General features: G+C 71.9%; 18 protein-coding genes. 7 read left to right on the top strand and 11 right to left on the bottom strand.

What is annotated here, in order from left to right; translation table 11 throughout:
• Nucleotides 1-14 precede the first annotated feature (14 nt).
• The gene (gene helR, locus OHT77_RS39865; protein ID WP_328833223.1) at nucleotides 15-2,204 is read right to left on the bottom strand and encodes an RNA polymerase recycling motor ATPase HelR; all 2,190 of its coding nucleotides are present in this window, start codon (nucleotides 2,202-2,204) and stop codon (nucleotides 15-17) included.
• 83 nt (nucleotides 2,205-2,287) lie between these two features.
• Nucleotides 2,288-3,529 (bottom strand): glycosyltransferase, encoded by a 1,242-nt coding sequence (locus OHT77_RS39860; RefSeq protein WP_328833222.1) that lies wholly within the window; start codon nucleotides 3,527-3,529, stop codon nucleotides 2,288-2,290.
• A gap of 261 nt (nucleotides 3,530-3,790) precedes the next feature.
• Here OHT77_RS39860 and OHT77_RS39855 point away from each other — a divergent pair, with 261 nt between their 5' ends.
• Both OHT77_RS39855 and OHT77_RS39850 read left to right on the top strand, forming a co-directional pair.
• Complete coding sequence (locus OHT77_RS39855; RefSeq protein ID WP_328833221.1) at nucleotides 3,791-4,216, top strand: YciI family protein; 426 nt, start codon at nucleotides 3,791-3,793, stop codon at nucleotides 4,214-4,216.
• Nucleotides 4,213-5,358: an RNA polymerase sigma factor gene (locus tag OHT77_RS39850; protein ID WP_328833220.1), complete on the top strand. Its 1,146-nt coding sequence runs from the start codon at nucleotides 4,213-4,215 to the stop codon at nucleotides 5,356-5,358. The genes OHT77_RS39855 and OHT77_RS39850 overlap by 4 nt, the downstream gene beginning before the upstream one ends.
• A 23-nt stretch (nucleotides 5,359-5,381) precedes the next feature.
• Here the strand turns inward: OHT77_RS39850 and cynS are convergent, their stop codons facing one another.
• Complete coding sequence (cynS, locus tag OHT77_RS39845; RefSeq protein WP_328833219.1) at nucleotides 5,382-5,828, bottom strand: cyanase; 447 nt, start codon at nucleotides 5,826-5,828, stop codon at nucleotides 5,382-5,384.
• Nucleotides 5,829-5,971: 143 nt separating this feature from the next.
• Here cynS and OHT77_RS39840 point away from each other — a divergent pair, with 143 nt between their 5' ends.
• Both OHT77_RS39840 and OHT77_RS39835 read left to right on the top strand, forming a co-directional pair.
• Nucleotides 5,972-6,805, top strand: a complete 834-nt coding sequence (locus OHT77_RS39840; RefSeq protein WP_328833218.1) for an alpha/beta hydrolase — start codon at nucleotides 5,972-5,974, stop codon at nucleotides 6,803-6,805.
• Nucleotides 6,806-6,880: 75 nt separating this feature from the next.
• Nucleotides 6,881-7,693 carry an alpha/beta fold hydrolase gene (locus OHT77_RS39835; protein WP_328833217.1) on the top strand — a complete coding sequence of 271 codons (813 nt, stop codon included), beginning with the start codon at nucleotides 6,881-6,883 and terminating at the stop codon, nucleotides 7,691-7,693.
• 9 nt (nucleotides 7,694-7,702) lie between these two features.
• On the opposite strand, the gene OHT77_RS39830 is transcribed toward OHT77_RS39835, so the two are convergent.
• Together OHT77_RS39830 and OHT77_RS39825 are read right to left on the bottom strand one after the other, a co-directional pair.
• On the bottom strand, nucleotides 7,703-8,428 hold the full coding sequence (locus OHT77_RS39830) for a class I SAM-dependent methyltransferase (protein WP_328833216.1): 726 nt from the start codon (nucleotides 8,426-8,428) through the stop codon (nucleotides 7,703-7,705).
• A gap of 4 nt (nucleotides 8,429-8,432) precedes the next feature.
• The gene (locus OHT77_RS39825; protein ID WP_328833215.1) at nucleotides 8,433-8,996 is read right to left on the bottom strand and encodes a PadR family transcriptional regulator; all 564 of its coding nucleotides are present in this window, start codon (nucleotides 8,994-8,996) and stop codon (nucleotides 8,433-8,435) included.
• A 70-nt stretch (nucleotides 8,997-9,066) separates the two neighbouring features.
• Between OHT77_RS39825 and OHT77_RS39820 the strand changes: the two genes are divergently transcribed.
• The gene (locus tag OHT77_RS39820) at nucleotides 9,067-9,471 is read left to right on the top strand and encodes a nuclear transport factor 2 family protein (protein WP_328833214.1); all 405 of its coding nucleotides are present in this window, start codon (nucleotides 9,067-9,069) and stop codon (nucleotides 9,469-9,471) included.
• A 51-nt stretch (nucleotides 9,472-9,522) separates the two neighbouring features.
• Here OHT77_RS39820 and OHT77_RS39815 read toward each other — a convergent pair whose 3' ends face one another.
• Together OHT77_RS39815 and OHT77_RS39810 are read right to left on the bottom strand one after the other, a co-directional pair.
• Nucleotides 9,523-11,307 carry an FAD-dependent oxidoreductase gene (locus tag OHT77_RS39815; protein WP_328833213.1) on the bottom strand — a complete coding sequence of 595 codons (1,785 nt, stop codon included), beginning with the start codon at nucleotides 11,305-11,307 and terminating at the stop codon, nucleotides 9,523-9,525.
• A 55-nt stretch (nucleotides 11,308-11,362) separates the two neighbouring features.
• Entirely contained in the window at nucleotides 11,363-12,328 is a 966-nt protein-coding gene (locus OHT77_RS39810; RefSeq protein WP_328833212.1) for a quinone oxidoreductase family protein, read from the bottom strand.
• 120 nt (nucleotides 12,329-12,448) lie between these two features.
• Between OHT77_RS39810 and OHT77_RS39805 the strand changes: the two genes are divergently transcribed.
• Nucleotides 12,449-12,931, top strand: coding sequence for a MarR family winged helix-turn-helix transcriptional regulator (locus OHT77_RS39805; RefSeq protein WP_328833211.1), 483 nt, complete (start codon nucleotides 12,449-12,451; stop codon nucleotides 12,929-12,931).
• 10 nt (nucleotides 12,932-12,941) lie between these two features.
• Here the strand turns inward: OHT77_RS39805 and OHT77_RS39800 are convergent, their stop codons facing one another.
• A complete protein-coding gene (locus OHT77_RS39800) occupies nucleotides 12,942-13,901 on the bottom strand; it encodes an NADP-dependent oxidoreductase (protein ID WP_328833210.1) in 960 nt (319 codons plus the stop codon).
• A gap of 153 nt (nucleotides 13,902-14,054) precedes the next feature.
• On the opposite strand from OHT77_RS39800, the gene OHT77_RS39795 reads away from it, so the two are divergent.
• Nucleotides 14,055-14,897, top strand: a complete 843-nt coding sequence (locus OHT77_RS39795; protein ID WP_328834462.1) for a helix-turn-helix transcriptional regulator — start codon at nucleotides 14,055-14,057, stop codon at nucleotides 14,895-14,897.
• Between the two features lie 178 nt (nucleotides 14,898-15,075).
• On the opposite strand, the gene OHT77_RS39790 is transcribed toward OHT77_RS39795, so the two are convergent.
• The 3 genes from OHT77_RS39790 to OHT77_RS39780 are packed head-to-tail and all read right to left on the bottom strand — an operon-like array spanning nucleotide 15,076 to nucleotide 17,404.
• Nucleotides 15,076-16,332 (bottom strand): RNA polymerase sigma factor, encoded by a 1,257-nt coding sequence (locus tag OHT77_RS39790; RefSeq protein WP_328833209.1) that lies wholly within the window; start codon nucleotides 16,330-16,332, stop codon nucleotides 15,076-15,078.
• Nucleotides 16,329-16,670, bottom strand: a complete 342-nt coding sequence (locus OHT77_RS39785) for a YciI family protein (protein ID WP_328833208.1) — start codon at nucleotides 16,668-16,670, stop codon at nucleotides 16,329-16,331. The genes OHT77_RS39790 and OHT77_RS39785 overlap by 4 nt, the downstream gene beginning before the upstream one ends.
• Nucleotides 16,667-17,404: a nuclear transport factor 2 family protein gene (locus tag OHT77_RS39780; protein WP_328833206.1), complete on the bottom strand. Its 738-nt coding sequence runs from the start codon at nucleotides 17,402-17,404 to the stop codon at nucleotides 16,667-16,669. Before OHT77_RS39780 ends, OHT77_RS39785 begins: the two co-directional genes overlap by 4 nt.
• Between the last annotated feature and the right edge of the window lie 62 nt (nucleotides 17,405-17,466).

Raw genomic sequence — 17,466 nt, 5'->3', positions numbered from 1 at the left:
CGCGCCACCCCGGCTTACGCGCTCGTGAGCACGACCAGCTGCTGGGTCGCCCGGGTCATCGCCACATAGTGGTCGACGGCTCCCTCGATGCCCTCGCCGAACTCCTCCGGGTCGACGAGCACGACCAGGTCGAACTCAAGTCCCTTGGACAGCACGGGAGTCAGCGCCCGGACGCGCGGCCTCGCCCGGAAGACGCCCTGGTCCAGGTCGGCCGTGGCGATGACACAGCCGATCCCGTCCGCGTGCTCGGCGAGCCAGCCGTCGAGAACCGACTCCAGGTCGGAGGCGGAACCGTGGGCGACGGGGATGCCGCTGCTGCGGATCGACGTCGGCACGTTGGCGTCCGGGAGCACGGCACGGATGACCGGCTCGGCCTCCGTCATGATCTCTTCCGGGGTGCGGTAGTTGATGGTCAGGGACGCGAGGTCGATCCGGTCGAGGCCGATCCGCTTCAGCCGTTCCTGCCACGACTCGGTGAAGCCGTGCCGGGCCTGGGCGCGGTCGCCGACGATGGTGAAGCTCCGGGACGGGCAGCGCAGCAGGAGCATCTGCCACTCCGCGTCGGTGAGTTCCTGAGCCTCGTCCACGACGATGTGCGCGAACGGCCCGGCGAGCAGGTCGGGTTCGATGCCGGGCTGCGCGGCCTCGTCGATGAGGGCGTCCCGTAGGTCCTGCCCGTGCAGCATGCCCATCGCGCCCTCGCTCTCGTCGATCTCGACGTTCTGCAGCAGGCTGTCGATGACGTCGGTCCTGCGGGAGTGCTCGGCGGCGACGGCGGCTTCCTGCCGGCGCTTGCGGCGCGCGGACTCGGGGTCGCCGAGCCGCTGCCGGGCCGCGTCGAGCAGCGGCAGGTCGGACACCGTCCACGCCTGGGCGTCCGCGCGCTGCAGCCGCTGCACCTCGTCGCGGCTGAGCGAGGGGGCGCACTTGCGCAGGTAGGCCGGTACGGTCCACAGGTCGCCGACGAGGTCGGCCGCCTCCAGCAGCGGCCAGGCGCGGTTGAAGGCGGTGAGCAGTTCCCGGTTCTGCCGCAGCGACCTGCGGAGCAGTTCGGGCGAGACCTGGCCGTCCGGCGCGGCGGCGCTGTCGTCGTGCTTCTCCATGAGGATCGTGAGCAGTTCCTGCCAGACCTGCTCGCGTGCCTCGTTGTGCGGGGTGCCGGGTTCGGCCGCCTCGAAGGCGACGGCCCAGTCCTCGGCGGTCAGCCGGATGTCGGACCAGTGCGTGGTGACCGTCATGCCCTTGGTGGGCGGCTCCTCGTAGAACCTGACGGCGGGCTCGATCGCCCGCACCAGCTGCACGGACGACTTCAGCCGGGCCACCTCCGGGTCGGCCTCGACGGTCGCGGCGGCGCCCTCGTCGACGAGGTCCCGCAGGATGCAGGTCTGCACGCCCTCCTCGCCGAGGCTGGGGAGGACGTCAGCGACGTAGTCCAGGTAGGGCCGGTGCGGCCCCACGAAGAGCACGCCGCCCCTGCGGTGGCCGAGGCGCGGGTCGGCGTAGAGGAGGTAGGCGGAGCGGTGCAGGGCGACGACGGTCTTGCCGGTGCCGGGGCCGCCGTCGACGACGAGCGCGCCGCGTGATCCGGCGCGGATGATGGCGTCCTGGTCGGCCTGGATGGTGCCCAGTACGTCGCGCATCCGGCCGGAGCGGTTGCCGCCGAGGCTGGCGATGAACGCGGACTGGTCGTCGAGCGCGGCGTGCCCGGCGAAGCCGTCGGCGGTGAACACCTCGTCCCAGTAGTCGCTGATCCGGCCGCGCGTCCAGCGGTACCTGCGGCGGCTCGCCAGGCCCATCGGGCGGGCGTGGGTGGCCCCGAAGAACGGCTCGGCGGCGGGGGAACGCCAGTCGAGCAGCAGCCGTCGGCCGGTGCGGTCGGTGAGGCCGAGCCGCCCGATGTACACGGGCTCGGCGGTGTTCTCGTCGACCATGTGGCCCAGGCACAGGTCCAGGCCGAAGCGGCGCAGGGTGCGCAGCCGGGTGGTGAGCCGGTGGATCTCCGTGTCCCGGTCCATCGCCGCCCGGCCGATGCCGCCGGGCGCCCTGCGCTCGGCGTCGAGGAGCTCGGTCAGCTCCGCGATCGACTCCTCCAGGCACTCGGCGATCGCCGCGAAGTGCCGCTCGTCGCCGGCGATCAGCTCCGGGTCGGCCTTGGCGGAGAGGCGGTCGGGGAGGTCGAAGGCGCTGGTGGTCAGGGGGTTCACGGCATCAATTCCGTTCTGCGGTCGCTCGCGGCGGGGCGTGCCGACCGGTGTGTGCGGGTTCTCGTGTTCTGTGTCCGGCCTGTTCACGCGCGCGTGGCGGGCCTTTCCTCGCTGACCGTGTCGAGGAGCATCTTCGCGGCCACTGTCGTCCCGTCGGTGCGGATCGTGCCGTCCGCTGACAGCGCCCGCGCCCGTGCCCTGGTCCCGGGGTCCAGGACGGTGGTGAGTGCGGCCGTCAGGGAGTCGTACGTCGGCGTCGGTCCGGCGTGTGCGACGCCGATGCCCAGGTCGGCCACTCCTGCCGCCCAGTATGGCTGGTCGGCGATCTGCGGCACGACCAGCTGCGGTACGCCGGCCAGCGCGGCGGTCGTGGTGGTGCCCGCCCCGCCGTGGTGCATGACGGCGGCGACCCGCCGGAAGAGCGCCTGCTGATTGACCTCTCCTACGACGAAGCAGTCGTCCCGGTCGTCGATCGCGGCCAGGTCGGCCCAGCCTCGGGCGAGCAGCACCCGGCGCCCCTGGGCGCGGACGGCCTCGATGGCGACCCGGGCGAGGTCGGGCGAGGTGCGCAGCGCCATGCTGCCGAAGCCGACGTAGACCGGCTCCTCACCGGCGTCCAGGAAGGTCTCCAGGTCGGCCGGGAGCGGGCGCTCGTCGGGCAGGATCCAGGGTCCGGTCACCACGACGTCGAGGTCGGTGTGGTCCTGCCAGGGGAACAGCGCCGGGTCGGCCGCGAGCCACGGCCGGTCGGTGAAGACGTAGTCCCGCACGTTCTCCACGGGCGGCAGGCCGATCTCCGCCCGGTGCCGGTTCTCGGCCTCGCCGTACAGGGCGTTCACGCGCTGGGCGTCCTGCTCCCACAGGGCCTTGATGTCGGTCTCCTCCGGCGAGGAGGCGTGGCCCGGTCGGGAGAGCGGCGGGTACTTCGAGGACGGCAGTCCGGCCGTGTGGAAGCAGGCCAGCACATAGCGGATGCCGAGTTTCTCGGCGACCGAGCGGGCCCCGGCCGGCATCAGTCCGGTGGCCAGCAGGACGTCACAGCCCTCGGCCGCCTTGGTGAGCGTCTCGTAGCGGGCGGCGACCAGCTCGGGCGCGAGTTCGAAGGCCCGCGCCGCCGACGGCGGTTTCGCGCCGTTCACCACGGACCGCACCGAGGGGCCGAGGGGCGTCAGCGGCACACCGGCCCGGGCCAGCAGCTCGACGAACTCCTCGTCGGGCGGCGCGCACACGCGCACCTCCGCGCCGAGTTCCAGCAGGCGCGACGCGAGTCCGGCGAGCGGTTCCACATCCCCGCGCGATCCCCACGTCGTCAACAACACACGCATTCGAGACTCCCGTTTCCGCAGGTCGTGGCCTCAGGCCGGACATTCTGCGGCACGACGGGGGCCTTGCCGCAAGCCCCCCGGTGCGCTATACGTTAAGAAGGGAAGAGGAGTGACCACCCGCCTCCCTTTCCGCCCTCCCCTTCTCCCCTCGCGAAACTCGCGGCATATCGATCCCGCGCCGATGTCGAGAACCCGCGCCCGGCTCCGTCCCCGAGGTGAAGGCGACCACAATGGATCGCACCGGCACCGAGGAGAACGACGATGGCCAAGTACCTGCTCCTGAAGCACTACCGCGGCGCCCCCGCCTCCGTGAACGACATCCCCATGGACCAGTGGACGCCCGAGGAGATCTCCGCCCACATCCAGTACATGAACGACTTCGCGGCCCGGCTGGAGAAGACCGGCGAGTTCGTCGACAGCCAGGCGCTCTCCCCCGAGGGGACCTTCGTCCGCTACGACGGTGAGGGCCGCCCGCCGGTCACCGACGGCCCGTTCGCCGAGACCAAGGACGTCATCGCCGGCTGGATGATCATCGACGTCGACACCTACGAGCGCGCGCTGGAGCTGGCCGGTGAGCTGTCGGCCGCGCCCGGGGCCGGTGGCCGGCCGATCCACGAGTGGCTGGAGCTGCGCCCGTTCCTGGGCCTGCACTCCACCGTCTCGGACACGGAGTGCACTTTCAAGTGAACGAAGTCCTGCTGAGGAGCCTCACGCCGAGCGTCCTCGGTGTCCTCGTCCGGCGCGGAGCGGATTTCGCGGCGGCCGAGGACGCCGTGCAGGACGCGCTGGTCGAGGCGGTCCGGGTGTGGCCGGACGATCCGCCGCGGGACGCGAAGGCCTGGCTGGTGACGGTGGCCTGGCGGCGGTTCCTCGACGCGACGCGGGCGGACAGTGCCCGCCGTAGACGCGAGGACCGTGTCGACGAGGAACCGGCGCCCGGTCCCGCGTCCGCGACGGACGACACGCTCCAGCTCTACTTCCTGTGCGCGCACCCGTCGTTGACACCGTCGTCGGCGGTCGCGCTCACGCTGCGCGCGGTCGGCGGGCTCACCACCCGGCAGATCGCGCAGGCCTATCTGGTGCCCGAGGCGACGATGGCGCAGCGGATCAGCCGGGCCAAGCGCACCGTCTCCGGGGTGCGGTTCGACCAGCCCGGCGATGTCGCGACCGTGCTGCGCGTGCTCTACCTGGTGTTCAACGAGGGCTACTCCGGCGATGTCGACCTCGCCGCCGAGGCGATCCGGCTCACCCGGCAGCTCGCCGCCGCGATCGACCACCCCGAGGTCGCGGGCCTGCTCGCGCTGATGCTGCTGCACCATGCCCGGCGCGCCGCCCGGACCGCGCCGGACGGCAGTCTGGTGCCGCTCGCCGAGCAGGACCGCACGCGGTGGGACACATCCGCGATCGCCGAAGGCGTCGCGATCCTCCAAGTCGCCCTGGCCCGCGACCGGTTGGGCGAGTTCCAGGCGCAGGCCGCGATCGCCGCGCTGCACGCGGACGCGCCCGCCGCCGAGGAGACGGACTGGGTGCAGATCGTCGAGTGGTACGACGAACTCGCGCGCCTGACCGACAACCCGGTGGTCCGCCTCAACCGCGCGGTCGCCGTGGGCGAGGCCGACGGCCCCCGCGCGGGTCTCGCCGCGCTCGCACCCCTGGACGACTCACTGCCCCGCTACACGGCGGTCGCGGCCTACCTGCACGAACGCGACGGCGACCTGAACACGGCGGCCCGGCTGTACGCGGAGGCGGCCCTGAAGGCACCCAACCTCGCCGAGCGCGACCATCTGACCCGGCAGGCGGCCCGGCTCAACTCCGCCCGCAGCCGCTGACACCCCACCGCACCCGGCCGCGGTCACTCCCACTGGTACTGCAGGTACTTGCCGTCGAGGGTGATGACCACCCGGTCACCGGCCGGGTCGGGCACCCGGCTCACGTCGAGGCGGAAGTTGATGGCGCTCATGATGCCGTCGCCGCACTGCTCGTGGATCAGCTCCTTGATGGTCGGGCCGTAGACCTGGACGACCTCGTAGAGCCGGTAGATCGTCGGGTCCACCGGTACGGCCGCGTCCAACGCACCCCGGGTGGGCTGGAGTTGGAAGGCGAGGGCGGCGTCCTCACCGAGTTCCAGGAGGGCGGCTGCCGTCGCCGCCTCGTCCTTGGACATGGGGTGCTGGCCCAGCAGGGCCGCCGTGGTCCACGCGAGCGGCCGGCCCACAGCCTCCGCCAACTGGGCCCATGTGACACCGGTCTTGACCTTGGCCTGGCGGACCGCTTCGCCGGCTTCACCCTTGCTGAGCATGTGCAACTCCGTTCCCGGACAACACGCTTGGCCACTCGACGCTCAGCGTAGGAGATCGCCCGGGCCGCGACAATGGCGTCGTCGTCCGCCGAGTGCGGGCATATGCCGGACTCGGGGACGCCCGCGGACGCATACTTCCGAGCATGACCCACATCGACGTGCAACAGATCGAGCAGGCGAACGCCGTCGACCGTACGCCGGTCGTATTCGTCCATGGCCTCTGGCTGCTGCCGAGCAGTTGGGACCGCTGGGCGGCACACTTCGAGCAGGCCGGGTACGCGCCGGTCTCCCTGTCCTGGCCCGACGACCCGGAGACGGTCGCCGAGGCCAACGCTCACCCCGAGGTCATGGCGGGCAAGACGGTCGGCCAAGTCGCCGACCACCTCGCGCAGTTGATCGGCACGCTGACCCGCAAGCCGGCGATCATCGGCCACTCCTTCGGCGGGCTGCTCACGCAGATCCTCGCCGGGCGCGGACTGTCCGCCGCGTCGGTGGCGATCGACCCGGCGCCGTTCCGCGGCGTCCTGCCGCTGCCCGTCTCCGCGCTGCGCTCCTCCGCACCGGTCCTCAGCAACCCCGCCAACCGCAATCGCGCCGTCCCCCTGACCTACGACCAGTTCCGCTACGGCTTCGCCAACGCCGTCGGCGAGGAGGAGGCACGGGAGCTGTACGAGACGTACGCGGTGCCCGCGCCCGGCGCCCCGCTGTTCCAGGCGGCCACGGCGAACCTCAACCCGTGGACGGAGGCCAAGGTCGACACGGAGAACCCCGACCGCGGCCCGCTCCTGATCATCTCGGGCGAGAAGGACCACACCGTGCCGTGGTCGATCGCCAACGCCTCCTACAAGAAGCAGCAGCACAACAAGAACGTCACCGAGATCACCGAGATCAAGGACCGGGGTCACGCGCTGACCATCGATCACGGCTGGCAGGAGGTCGCGGACACCGCCCTGTCGTTCGTGCGCCGCTATGCGTGAACTCCCGTACGGCTGCCAGGCATTGACCAGCACGCGTACGACGCCGATCTCCTCGACCTCGACTGGAGTCCACCGATGACGATGTCCCGTAGACCCCTGCTGCTGGGGGCGGTCGTCGCGGCCGGCACCCTCGCGGCCTCCGCGCTTCCCGCCTCGGCGGCGTCCGCCACCGGGGGTTCGCACTCCGCGCCGAAGCCCACCGTTGTCCTGGTGCACGGCGCGTTCGCCGACGCGTCCAGCTGGTCGGCGGTGGCCTCCCGGCTGCAGAAGGCGGGCTACACCGTCGTGGCGCCCGCCAATCCGCTGCGCGGGCTGATCTCGGACGCCGCCTACCTCACCGCGCTCCTCGCGACGATCGAGGGCCCCAAGGTCGTCGTAGGACACTCCTACGGCGGCGCGGTGATCACTCAGGCCACGGCGGGCGACGCGAGCGTGAAGGCGCTCGTGTACGTCGCGGCCTTCGTGCCCGACAAGGGCGAGCAACTCGGCGAACTGGGCGCGCGGTTCCCCGGTTCACAGCTGAGCGACGCGCTGCAACCGCTGCCCGACGGCGCGGGCGGCACCGATCTCGCCATCCAGACCGCGAAGTTCCACGCGGTGTTCACCGCCGACCTCCCGGCGGCGACCTCGGCGCTCATGGGGGCCTCTCAACGCCCCATCAGCGCGGCGGCGTTCACGGACGTCGCCACGGCGGCGGCCTGGCGCGACATCCCCTCCTGGGCGGTCGTGGCGGCGCAGGACCGGGCGATCTCGCCCGACCTGGAACGCTTCGAGGCCAAGCGGGCCGGTTCGCACACGACCGTCGTGGACTCCTCGCACGTCGTGATGATCTCCCACCCGGACCTGGTCACGAGGGTCATCAAGTCGGCGGCGACAGCGACCCGTTAGGCCCTCCGGCTACGGCAGCCGTCGCGCCGCGACCATGCGGACGCGGGGGCTGCCGTCGCCGCGCAGCCCGAACTCGGGCAGGGCGTACAGGTCGACGGCGAATCCGGCCCGCTCCAACTCCGGTCGCACGAGCCCGAGTTGGAAGTCCCGGTAGTACATGACGAACGGCGGCCGCCAGACGGCGTTGCGGACCTTCATCACCGCGTCGAAGCCGGACAGCATCCAGTACGCGGGCGAGGTCGGGCGCGGCGGCGCGACGACGGGGAAGGCGAAGCAGCCGCCGGGCCGCAGCGCGGAGCGGACCTGGTCGAACAGTCCCGGCAGTTCGCGGGGCAGGAAGTGCCCGAACGCCCCGAAGCTCACCACCAGGTCGAAGGCCGAGGCGAACGGCAGCGCCCTGGCGTCGCCGCGCACCCAGGAGACACGGGGTCCGCCGCTCGTGACGTGCTCCCGCGCGACCTCGAGCATCCCCGTGCTGAAGTCGACGCCGGTGACGCTCACTTGGCACACCTTCGTCAGGACCTCGACGCCCGCGCCGGTGCCGCAGCACAGGTCGAGTCCGTCGTCGAAGGGGCCGACACGGCGCAGCATCGCGGCCACCGCGTCGAGCAAAGGGGCCGGGGTGCGGAACGGGGTGTGGTCGAACTTGGGCGCCAGGAGGTCGTAGCCGTGCTCGACGGACGACAGTGCCTGGACGGCGAGTTCACGCAGACTGGGGCCTTCGGGGCTGAACACCGGGTCAGCCTAGGGCAACCCGCTGCTTCAGCACCGCGAGAACGCGCTCGCACCAGCGCAGGTTCTCCTCCTCGAAGGAGATCCCGGCCATCAGCGTGAGATACGGCCCGACGCGGTCGGCGTCCCGGAGGTACTCCTCCTCGGTCCGGCCGGCGAGGAGACGGTCCCGGACCCGTTCGTAGCGGTCGAGCTTACCGCGCGACCACGACCGGCGCTCCTCGATCAGCTCGCGGGTGACGGCGGGGTCGGTGCCGTCCATCGCCTGGATCTTGATGAGGAGTTCGTCGCGGATGGCGGTGGGACGCCGGGGCGGCTCGGCGGCGAAGGCGTCGAGGTCGCGGCGGCCGGCCTCGGTGAGCGTGAACATCCTTTTGTTGGGCCTGCGTTCCTGCTGTACGACCCGTGCCTCGATGAGGCCGTCCTGCGCGAGGCGTTCCAGTTCGCGGTAGAGCTGCTGCGGTGTCGCGGGCCAGAAGTTCGCGAGTGACACGTCGAACACCTTGGCCAGCTCGTAGCCGGAGGCCTCACCTTCCAGGAGGGCCGCGAGGACCGCGTACTTGAGGGACATATGGACACGCTAACAGCCGTTGATTAGTCTCATCCACACCTACTCAACTAATTGACTATGAGGTGAACCGATGCGCGCGTTCCGTGAGGCCGTCGAGGCGCAGGACATGGACGCCGTCGAGGCGCTGCTGGCCGAGGACGTGGTCTTCACCAGCCCGGTCGTGTTCAAGCCGTACCCCGGCAAGGCGATCACCGCGGCGATCCTGCACGGGGTGGCCCGGGTCTTCGAGGACTTCCACTACGTCCGGGAGATCGGCGACCCGGACGGCACCGACCACGCCCTGCTGTTCGCCGCGCGGATCGGCGACCGCGAGCTGACCGGTTGCGACTTCATCCACGTCAACGAGGACGGCCTGATCGACGAACTCACCGTCATGGTGCGGCCGTTGTCGGGGGCGCAGGCTCTCCAGGCGGCCATGGGCGCGCAGTTCGAGCAGATCGCGAAGGAGGCGGAGGCGCGGAGCACGGCGGGATGAAGGCGATCACGAACGCGCTCGACGCCAGGTGACGACCGGGGTGGACCCGCCCTAGCGGTCGGTGCGGTCGGTGCGCAGGCCGGCCGCGAGCCGGGTGATGCCCTGCACCGCCAGCTCGGCGAGGTTCGAGCGGGCCACGATCGCCTTGGTCTCGCCCTGCCGTCGCACGGTGCGCAGATCGCGCTGGAACTGCCGTGACAGGTCCTGGAGTTCACGCTGTGCGGCGGCGAACCGCTTCTCGGCGGCCGTGCGGACTTGCCGGTGCTCGCGACGGGTGCGGGGCGTGGCGGTGCTGCTCTCCGACCTGTGCGGCTCCGGGGCGGGCGGTGTCGCCACCGCGAGAGGACGGACACCGACGGAGGCCAAATAGGCTTCCACGACGGTGAGTTCGGCGGTGTCGACGACGGCCGCGACATAGCCGTCCGGGCGGACGAGTACCCACTGCTCGGCGGTGAGCCCGTAGGCGCTCTGGACCCAGCCGCCCGTGTCGAGGAGGTCGCCCCGGGCGCCGATGGTGTGAATGTGCAGGCCGGGGCGGGGAGTTGGGGCCGACGTGTCGTCGACTTCGTAGCCGAGCAGCGTCCAGTGGGGGCCCTGGAAGAGGGTGAACAGGCGGGTGGGGAGGCCGCCCGCGCCGGTCACGGGGGCGTCGGGCGCGCGGTCACCCGCGAGCACCCCTTGGCCGTCGCGCCGTGAACCGGGCAGCGACAACGGCGAGTCCGCGTACCCGAGGTCGAGCTGGCTGACCTCGCGGCCACGGCGGGTGTCGCGCTGCTTGGCCGCTTCGAGCAGCTTCTCGGAAAGTCCGAGGACGGCCTCGGCGATCGGGCGCCGCTCCGACTCGTATGTCTCCAGCAGGGATTCGGGGGCTCCGCCGAGTACGGCGGCGAGTTTCCAGCCGAGGTTGTAGGCGTCCTGGACGCTGGTGTTGAGGCCCTGGCCGCCGGTCGGCGGGTGGCAGTGCGCCGCGTCGCCGGTGAGGAACACCCGTCCGCGCCGGTAGGCATCGGCCAGCCGGGCGTTCATCTGGAACGCGGACGCCCAGGACACGGAACGGATCACGACGTCGTCGCGGCCGGTGCGTTCGCGGAGGAACGCGGTGAGCCCCTCGGCCGAGAGGTCCAGATCGACGTCGAAGGGGACGGGGGACTGGAGCTGGAACAGGTCGGTGCCGTAGAGCGGGCACAGCGACACCTGCGACCCGGTGCCCTCGCCCCAGCGGTGCCAGACGTCCCACGAGACGCCCTCGGCCAGTACGTCCGCGACGATCGCGCGGACGCCGAGGGTCTTGCCGGGGAAGCCGATACCGAGGGCCTTGCGGACGAAGCTCGATCCGCCGTCGGCACCGATCAAGTAGGCGGCCCGTACGGTCCGTTCGGCGTCCGGGCCGGCGATCCGCGCGGAGACTCCGTCGGCGTCCTGCTCGAAGCCGACGAGTTCGTGGCCGTAGTGCGGGGCGTGGCCCAGCTCGGCGAGCCGTTCGCGGAGTCGGCGCTCGGTGAGGAACTGCGGGACGAGCAGAGGGATTTGGTACGGCTCGGCGGGCGTCGCCTCCGCCAGCTCGACGACGGCCTCGTCGACCGGTCCGGCGTCGGTGTACACGCGCTGCACCGGGTACTCACCGCCGGAGGCGACGATCCGGTCGATCACGCCGAGGTCCTCGAACACCTCCTGGCTGCGGGGCTGGATGCCCTTGCCGCGTGAGCCGATGAACGGCTGTGCCGCCTTGTCGATCAGCAGGAAGGCGATGTTCCGGCGGGCGAGGTCGAGGGCGAGGGTCAGTCCGGCGGCGCCGGTGCCGCAGATGATGACGTCGGTGTCCGTGGTGGGGGACATGGCTCTGTGCTCCTTGGGTGATTCCGGTACGAACCGCGTGACGGACGGGGCGAGTTCAGGGCACCAGGACGGTGCGTACGCCCGGGACCTCGGGCGCGTTCCACACGCTCTCGACGTCGGCGAGGGGTACCGCCTGCGCGGTGACCGCGATGCCGCCGCTCTCGATCTCGTCGACCAGGGACGGGAGTTCCTCCAGATACGTCCTGGTCGACACGGCGCCCTGGCCGTTGCCCTGGAGGCGGAAGTTCGCCGAACGCAGCGCCACCGACGGGAGTTCGATGGTGGGTCCCGCCATGGCGCCGATCTGGATCCAGTTCAGGGCGCGGCCGCGGTCGGCGCGGGCGCGGAGCAGGGCCATGATCGTGTCGCCCGCGGGCTTGCCCCACAAGTAGTCGATGACCAGGTCGACTTCGGCGGCCTCCTTGGCCAGCGCCGTGGCGGTGGCGTCGGCGTCGTCGGTGAGCGCGACGGTCGCGTCCGCGCCGAGTCCGGCGAGGGTCGCCAGCCGGGCCTGGTCGCGTCCGGCGCCGACGACCCGTCCGGCACCGAGCCGCTTGGCGACCTGGACGGCCATCTGTCCGGCGTTGCCGGTGGCGCCGAGGATCAGCACCGACTGCCCGGCCTCGATCGGGACGCGGCGGCGCAGCGCGACCCAGGACGACATCGCGGGGTTCATCGCGGCCGCGATCTTGACGACGTCCGCGCCGTCCGGGAGCGGGACGCTGCGGCGGCCGTCGATGACCGTGCGGGTGGCCATCGGGCCGACGAGGTCGTCGTCGGCGACGAAGTACACCAGGCTGCCGTCGGCGCGCCGGCCGACGCCGTCGACTCCGGGGACCAGGGGCAGCTTGCCGGTGCTCGTGTAGTGGTTGCCGGACGCGCCGGTGCGGACGCGGGGGTGCAGGCCGACGGCGAGGACGTCGACCAGCTCCTGGTCCTCGTCGGTCGGCGCGGGCAGGTCGAAGGGCTCGTAGCGGGGCGGGCTGTCGTACGAGCTGACGACGGCGGCGTGGATGTCCATGACTGCTCTCCTGGGATGGGTGCAGGATGCGCGTGGTTTAGTAGGCGCCGCGAACGTTTTAGTACGTGACACCAATCAAATTAGTAGGTGCCACGTACCTTTGCAAGTAGAATCCGCGACATGACCTCATCGCACGACACCCCGGCCCCGCCGATCGAGGACCTCGGCCTGGTCGACGCCCTCGCCCAGCTGTCGTTCCTGGTGCAGAACGCGCTGGCCGAGATCGCCGGGGAGCACGACCTGTCGCTCACCCAGACCCGGCTGCTCGGGATCCTGCGGGACCGGGAGCCGACGATGAACGAGCTGGGCCGCCACCTCGGCCTCGACAAGTCCTCCATCACGGGCCTCGTCGACCGCGCCCAGCGCCGGGGCCTGGTCACCCGCACGCCCAGCACCGTCGACCGGCGCTCGTTCCAGGTGTCGATCACCAACGCCGGGCGCGAGATCGTGGCCCAGGTCGGCACCCGCTTCGCGCAGCGCATCGAGGGCTGCACCGCCCCGCTGACCGAGGCGGACCGCAAGCGCCTGTCCCGGCTGGCGACCCGGCTGGTGACCGCCGACGCCCAGGACCGCGGCATCGACCTGCGCACCACACCCCGCTGACCGGACTCCGTCAGAGGGAGCCGCGCGGCACCGTCACCACGTGCTTGCCCACGACGCCGCCGCGCTCGAACGCCCGGTGCGCGGCCGCGATGTCCGCGAGCGGGTACACGCTGTCGATCACCGGACGCAGCGCGCCCGAGGCGACCCGGTCGGCCACATCGCGCAGCACGGGGGTCTCAGGGTTGGCGCTGAAGGTGCGGATGCGGCGGGAGCCGTGCACGCTCGACGCGGCGATCGCGGCGATGGCCGACGGGGACAGCCCGACGGTGACCATCCGGCCGCCCTTGGCCAACCGGCCCCGGTAGCAGTGCAGTTCCGTGCCGACAGTGTCGACGATGACGTCGAACGGCCCGATCTCCTCCGACGTCGTGGAGCCGTAGTCCAGGACCTCGTCGGCGCCGAGGTCGGTCAGCAGCTCGGCGTGCCGGTCGCGGGCCAGCGCGGTCACATGGCCGCCCATCGCATGCGCCAACTGCACGGCGGCCGTGCCGACTCCACCGGCCCCACCCCTGACCAGGACCCTTTCGCCGCTCACCAGGCGCACGCTGTCGCGCAGCGCGATCAACGCCGTAGAACCCGCGACCACCAGGGAGGCCGCCTCGACCGACGACAGGTCGACCGGGGCGAGTGAGACGCGTCCCGCGGGGACCACGACGTACTCGGCCGCCCCGGCGACGGAGTGCCGCTGCCGCGGGTGCACCATACCCCACACCCGGTCCCCCACCCGGTATCCGTCGACGCCGGTGCCGGTCGCGGCGACGGTGCCCGCGAAGTCCAGCCCCGCCCCGATCGGGAACCGGCGCCCCGACACCACCTTCAACTCCCCTGCCCGGACGAGCACATCGTGTCCGTTCACGCTGGTCGCCTCGACCGCCACCAGGACCTCTCCGGCGCCGGGAGCCGGACGGTCCACGTCGTTGATCCGCAGTACGTCCGCCGTGCCGAAACCGGTGATCTGAACGGCCTTCATGTCGCTGTCCTTCCGTGGCCTGTCGCGTGGTCGGTCCGATGCTGGACCCCGCACGCGCCACCACGGTCGTTCTCCTTTTCCTGGGTCCGGCAGACCCACCCTCGCGCGCCGCACCGACGGCATACTGACGCAGTGACCGCCTCCTCCCCCGCCATGAGCGACGATCCCCGGCGCGAACTCGCCGAGTTCCTCCGCACCCGCCGAACTCGACTGCGGCCGGAGGACGTCGGCCTGGAGCCGGGTCCCAGGCGCCGCGTCGCGGGGCTGCGGCGCGAGGAGCTGGCCCTGCTGGCGGGAGTCAGCTCGGACTACTACCAGCGCATGGAGCAGGGCCGGGACGTACGGCCGTCCGAACAGGTCCTGGACGCCCTCGCGCGCGCCCTCGACTTCTCCGCCGAGGAGACCCGCCACCTGCACAGCCTCGCCGCCGCCGCACGCAACCCGGTCCAACTGCCGCGTTCCTACGAGCCGGAGGAGGTGCCGGACACCACGCTACGACTGCTGAACGACATGACCTCGCCCGCTCTGGTCATCGGCCGTTTCCTGGACGTCCTGGCCTGGAACCCGCTCGGTGGCGCCTTGTTGGGGGAGTTCACCCGGCAGCCCCAGCGGGAGCGGAACCTGCTGGCGCTGTTCCTGCACCCCGAGGCCGACCGCGCGTGCCCGAACCGGGCGGCCACCGTCGCGGAGCTGATCGGCATGCTGCGCACGCAGGTCGCCGCCGATCCCGGGAATCCGCGCGGCGTCGAGCTGGTCGGTGAACTCGCCGTCCACAGCGACGAGTTCGCGGCCCTGTGGGCCCTCCACGACGTGGTGGAACCGACCCGCGGCCAGCTGCGCCTCGACCACCCCCGGGTCGGCGAACTGAACCTGGACTGGGACGCCTACCCGATACCGGGCAACCCCGGCCCCGTCCTCATGGTCTGCACCGCGGCCGAGGGCGGCCTCGACGCCGAGCGGCTCCGGCTCCTCGCGGGCCTGCTCGACGTCCACTGAGGACGGCCCTGCTCAGCCGCGCAACCGGAGCGCCGCGAGCCAGGGCTCGGGCGTCCCGGGTTCCGGCTCCTCGGCCGCGAGCCGGGCCAGGAACTGCCCTACGCGGCGCAGGAATACGAGAACGGTCATCGGAACCTCCGGTGTGATGGGCTGTGTTCACCCCACCGACGAACGGCCCCTACGCAGATCGACACTCCGCGAGCCGCCGCTCCAGAAATCTGCGCTCCGCCGCGTTCTCCACCAGCTCCAGGGCATGTTCGTAGGCGAGAGCCGCCTCCGCCGTACGGCCGCTGCGGCGCAGCAGATCCGCGCGGGTCGCGGGCAGCAGGTGGTAGTCGGCCAGTTCACCCGACCGCTCCAGCTCAGCCACCAACTCCAGCCCTGCGTCCGGGTCTTGGGCCATGCCCACGGCGACCGCCCGGTTCAGGCGCACCACGGCCGACGGCACGAAGCGCTCCAACTCGCCGTACAGCGCGGCGATGTCGGCCCAGTCGGTCTCCTCGGCCGTGGGCGCGGTGGTGTGGCAGGCGGCGATCGCGGCCTGGATCTGGTACGGCCCGGGGCGGCCCCGGCGCAGCGCGGTCTCCAACAGGTCGGCGCCCTCGTCGACTTCGGCCCGGTCCCAGGCCGTACGGTCCTGGTCCTCCAGGGTCACCAGCTCCCCCGCCGGGTCCACGCGCGTGCCCCGGCGGGCGTCGTGCAGCAGCAACAGGGCGAGCAGGCCGAGGACTTCGGGCTCGTCCGGCATCAGATGGGCGAGGACGCGGGCCAGCCGGATGGCCTCCGCGCAGAGGTTCGTCCGCACCAACTCGGCGCCGGACGTGGCCGCGTAGCCCTCGTTGAAGAGGAGATAGACGACCCCCAGGACGCCCGTCGTCCGCTCGGGCAGCAGATGCGCGGGCGGCACCCGGTACGGGATGCCGGCGTTGCGGATCTTCTTCTTGGCCCGTACGAGCCGTTGCGCCATGGTCGCCTCGGGGACGAGGAAGGCGCGGGCGATCTCGGCCGTGGTCAGGCCCGCGAGCGTGCGCAGGGTCAGGGCGACCCGGGCCTCGATGGGCAGCGCCGGGTGGCAGCAGGTGAAGACGAGCCGCAGCCGGTCGTCCTCGACGCCGCTGTCGTCGCCGTCGTACTCCGGGTCGTAGGGTCCCTCGTCCCGCCCCAGCACCGCGACCTCCCGCAGTTTCGCCGCTCCGACCGCCTCCCGGCGCAGGACGTCGAGGGCGCGGTTGCGGGCGGTCGTCGTCAGCCAGGCGCCGGGGCGGCGCGGGATGCCGTCGCGCCGCCACCGGTCGAGTGCCTGGGCGAAGGCGTCCTGCGCGCACTCCTCCGCGAGGTCCCAGTCGCCGGTCACCCGGATCAGGGTGGCGACGACCTGGCCCCACTCCTCGCGGAAGGCCGCGGCGACCGCGCCCTCGACGTCCGGCACGCTCACTCCCAGACCGGCCGCACCTCGACCGAGCCGCCGCCGAGCGCGGCGGGGTGCCGGGAGGCCAGCGCGATCGCCTCGTCGAGGTCGGCGACCTCGATGATGTCGATACCGGCGACGTACTCCTTGGACTCGACGAACGGCCCGTCGCTGAGCAGGACTTCGTCGCCCTGGACGCGCACGGTGGTGGCGTCGGTGGAGGGCCGCAGCCGGGCTCCGCCGCGCATCAGATCGCGGCCCCGGACCTCCTCGATGTACGAGGTGAAGCGGGGGTCGCCCGCGATGTCCTCCGGGCTGAGTTCCTCGCCGCCGACGGGGGTGCAGATGAGCAGGGCGTACTTCATGACCCCTCCTCGGTCTTCACGGCCGCGACCGAGACGTGTTCGTGGACGATCTGCCAGCGCAGGCCCGCGTTGCGGTAGCCGGTGGTCACCCGCAGGACGTCGTCCAGCGGCTCGCCGCCGGCGAGGGTGCCGCGCAGCCGGACGAGGGCGTGGCCGAAGGCGATGGACTCGTCGACGCGGACGCGGAACTCCAGGACCTCGCGGCTCACCGGACCGGTGACGCTCGCGAAGACACCCTCCATGGCCTTGCGGAAGGCGTCGATGCCGTGCGCCTCCAGGCCGGTGGTGAAGTGGAAGGCCTCCACGTCGGGCGCGTAGCAGGCGACGATGCGGTCGACGTCCCGTTCGCGGGCGGCGTCGGTCAGTTCGGCGTCGAGCGCGCGGATCTCGGGCTCGCCCTCCTCCTCGCCCTCCATCGGCCAGAAGGGGCGGACCTCCATGGCGCCGATGGTGGCCACGGGGTGCCTGGCGGCGGCCTCGACGGCCTCCTCCAGGGTGTCGCACTCAAGGATGTCGTAGCCGGCGACGTACTCCTTGGTCTCCGCGAACGGCCCGTCGCTGCGCAGCACCTCACCGCCGCGCACCCGCACGGTCACGGCGTCGGCGGGCCTCGCGAGGCGGTGCCCGTGCAGCCGTACGTTCCGGTCGCCGAGGTCCTCCACCCACGGTTCCACGGGTGTCATCCCGGAGTCGTCGGCGGTGTCGTCGCCGCACACGAGCAGCATGTATTTCATGGGTCCTCCCGGTCCTCGATGAGCTTCCTACACCCCACCGACGAACGCGACCGAGCCGGATC

This window comes from Streptomyces sp. NBC_00252, from assembly GCF_036187565.1.
Lineage (GTDB): Bacteria > Actinomycetota > Actinomycetes > Streptomycetales > Streptomycetaceae > Streptomyces.
This window is presented reverse-complemented; position numbering and strand designations above follow the sequence as displayed.

Coding starts and splice junctions, on each gene's coding strand:
- OHT77_RS39860 (WP_328833222.1), bottom strand. CDS start 3,529: ATGCGTGTGTTGTTGACGACGTGGGGATCGCGCGGGGATGTGGAACCG.
- OHT77_RS39855 (WP_328833221.1), top strand. CDS start 3,791: ATGGCCAAGTACCTGCTCCTGAAGCACTACCGCGGCGCCCCCGCCTCC.
- cynS (WP_328833219.1), bottom strand. CDS start 5,828: ATGCTCAGCAAGGGTGAAGCCGGCGAAGCGGTCCGCCAGGCCAAGGTC.
- OHT77_RS39840 (WP_328833218.1), top strand. CDS start 5,972: ATGACCCACATCGACGTGCAACAGATCGAGCAGGCGAACGCCGTCGAC.
- OHT77_RS39835 (WP_328833217.1), top strand. CDS start 6,881: ATGACGATGTCCCGTAGACCCCTGCTGCTGGGGGCGGTCGTCGCGGCC.
- OHT77_RS39825 (WP_328833215.1), bottom strand. CDS start 8,996: ATGTCCCTCAAGTACGCGGTCCTCGCGGCCCTCCTGGAAGGTGAGGCC.
- OHT77_RS39820 (WP_328833214.1), top strand. CDS start 9,067: ATGCGCGCGTTCCGTGAGGCCGTCGAGGCGCAGGACATGGACGCCGTC.
- OHT77_RS39815 (WP_328833213.1), bottom strand. CDS start 11,307: ATGTCCCCCACCACGGACACCGACGTCATCATCTGCGGCACCGGCGCC.
- OHT77_RS39810 (WP_328833212.1), bottom strand. CDS start 12,328: ATGGACATCCACGCCGCCGTCGTCAGCTCGTACGACAGCCCGCCCCGC.
- OHT77_RS39805 (WP_328833211.1), top strand. CDS start 12,449: ATGACCTCATCGCACGACACCCCGGCCCCGCCGATCGAGGACCTCGGC.
- OHT77_RS39800 (WP_328833210.1), bottom strand. CDS start 13,901: ATGAAGGCCGTTCAGATCACCGGTTTCGGCACGGCGGACGTACTGCGG.
- OHT77_RS39795 (WP_328834462.1), top strand. CDS start 14,055: ATGAGCGACGATCCCCGGCGCGAACTCGCCGAGTTCCTCCGCACCCGC.
- OHT77_RS39785 (WP_328833208.1), bottom strand. CDS start 16,670: ATGAAGTACGCCCTGCTCATCTGCACCCCCGTCGGCGGCGAGGAACTC.
- OHT77_RS39780 (WP_328833206.1), bottom strand. CDS start 17,404: ATGAAATACATGCTGCTCGTGTGCGGCGACGACACCGCCGACGACTCC.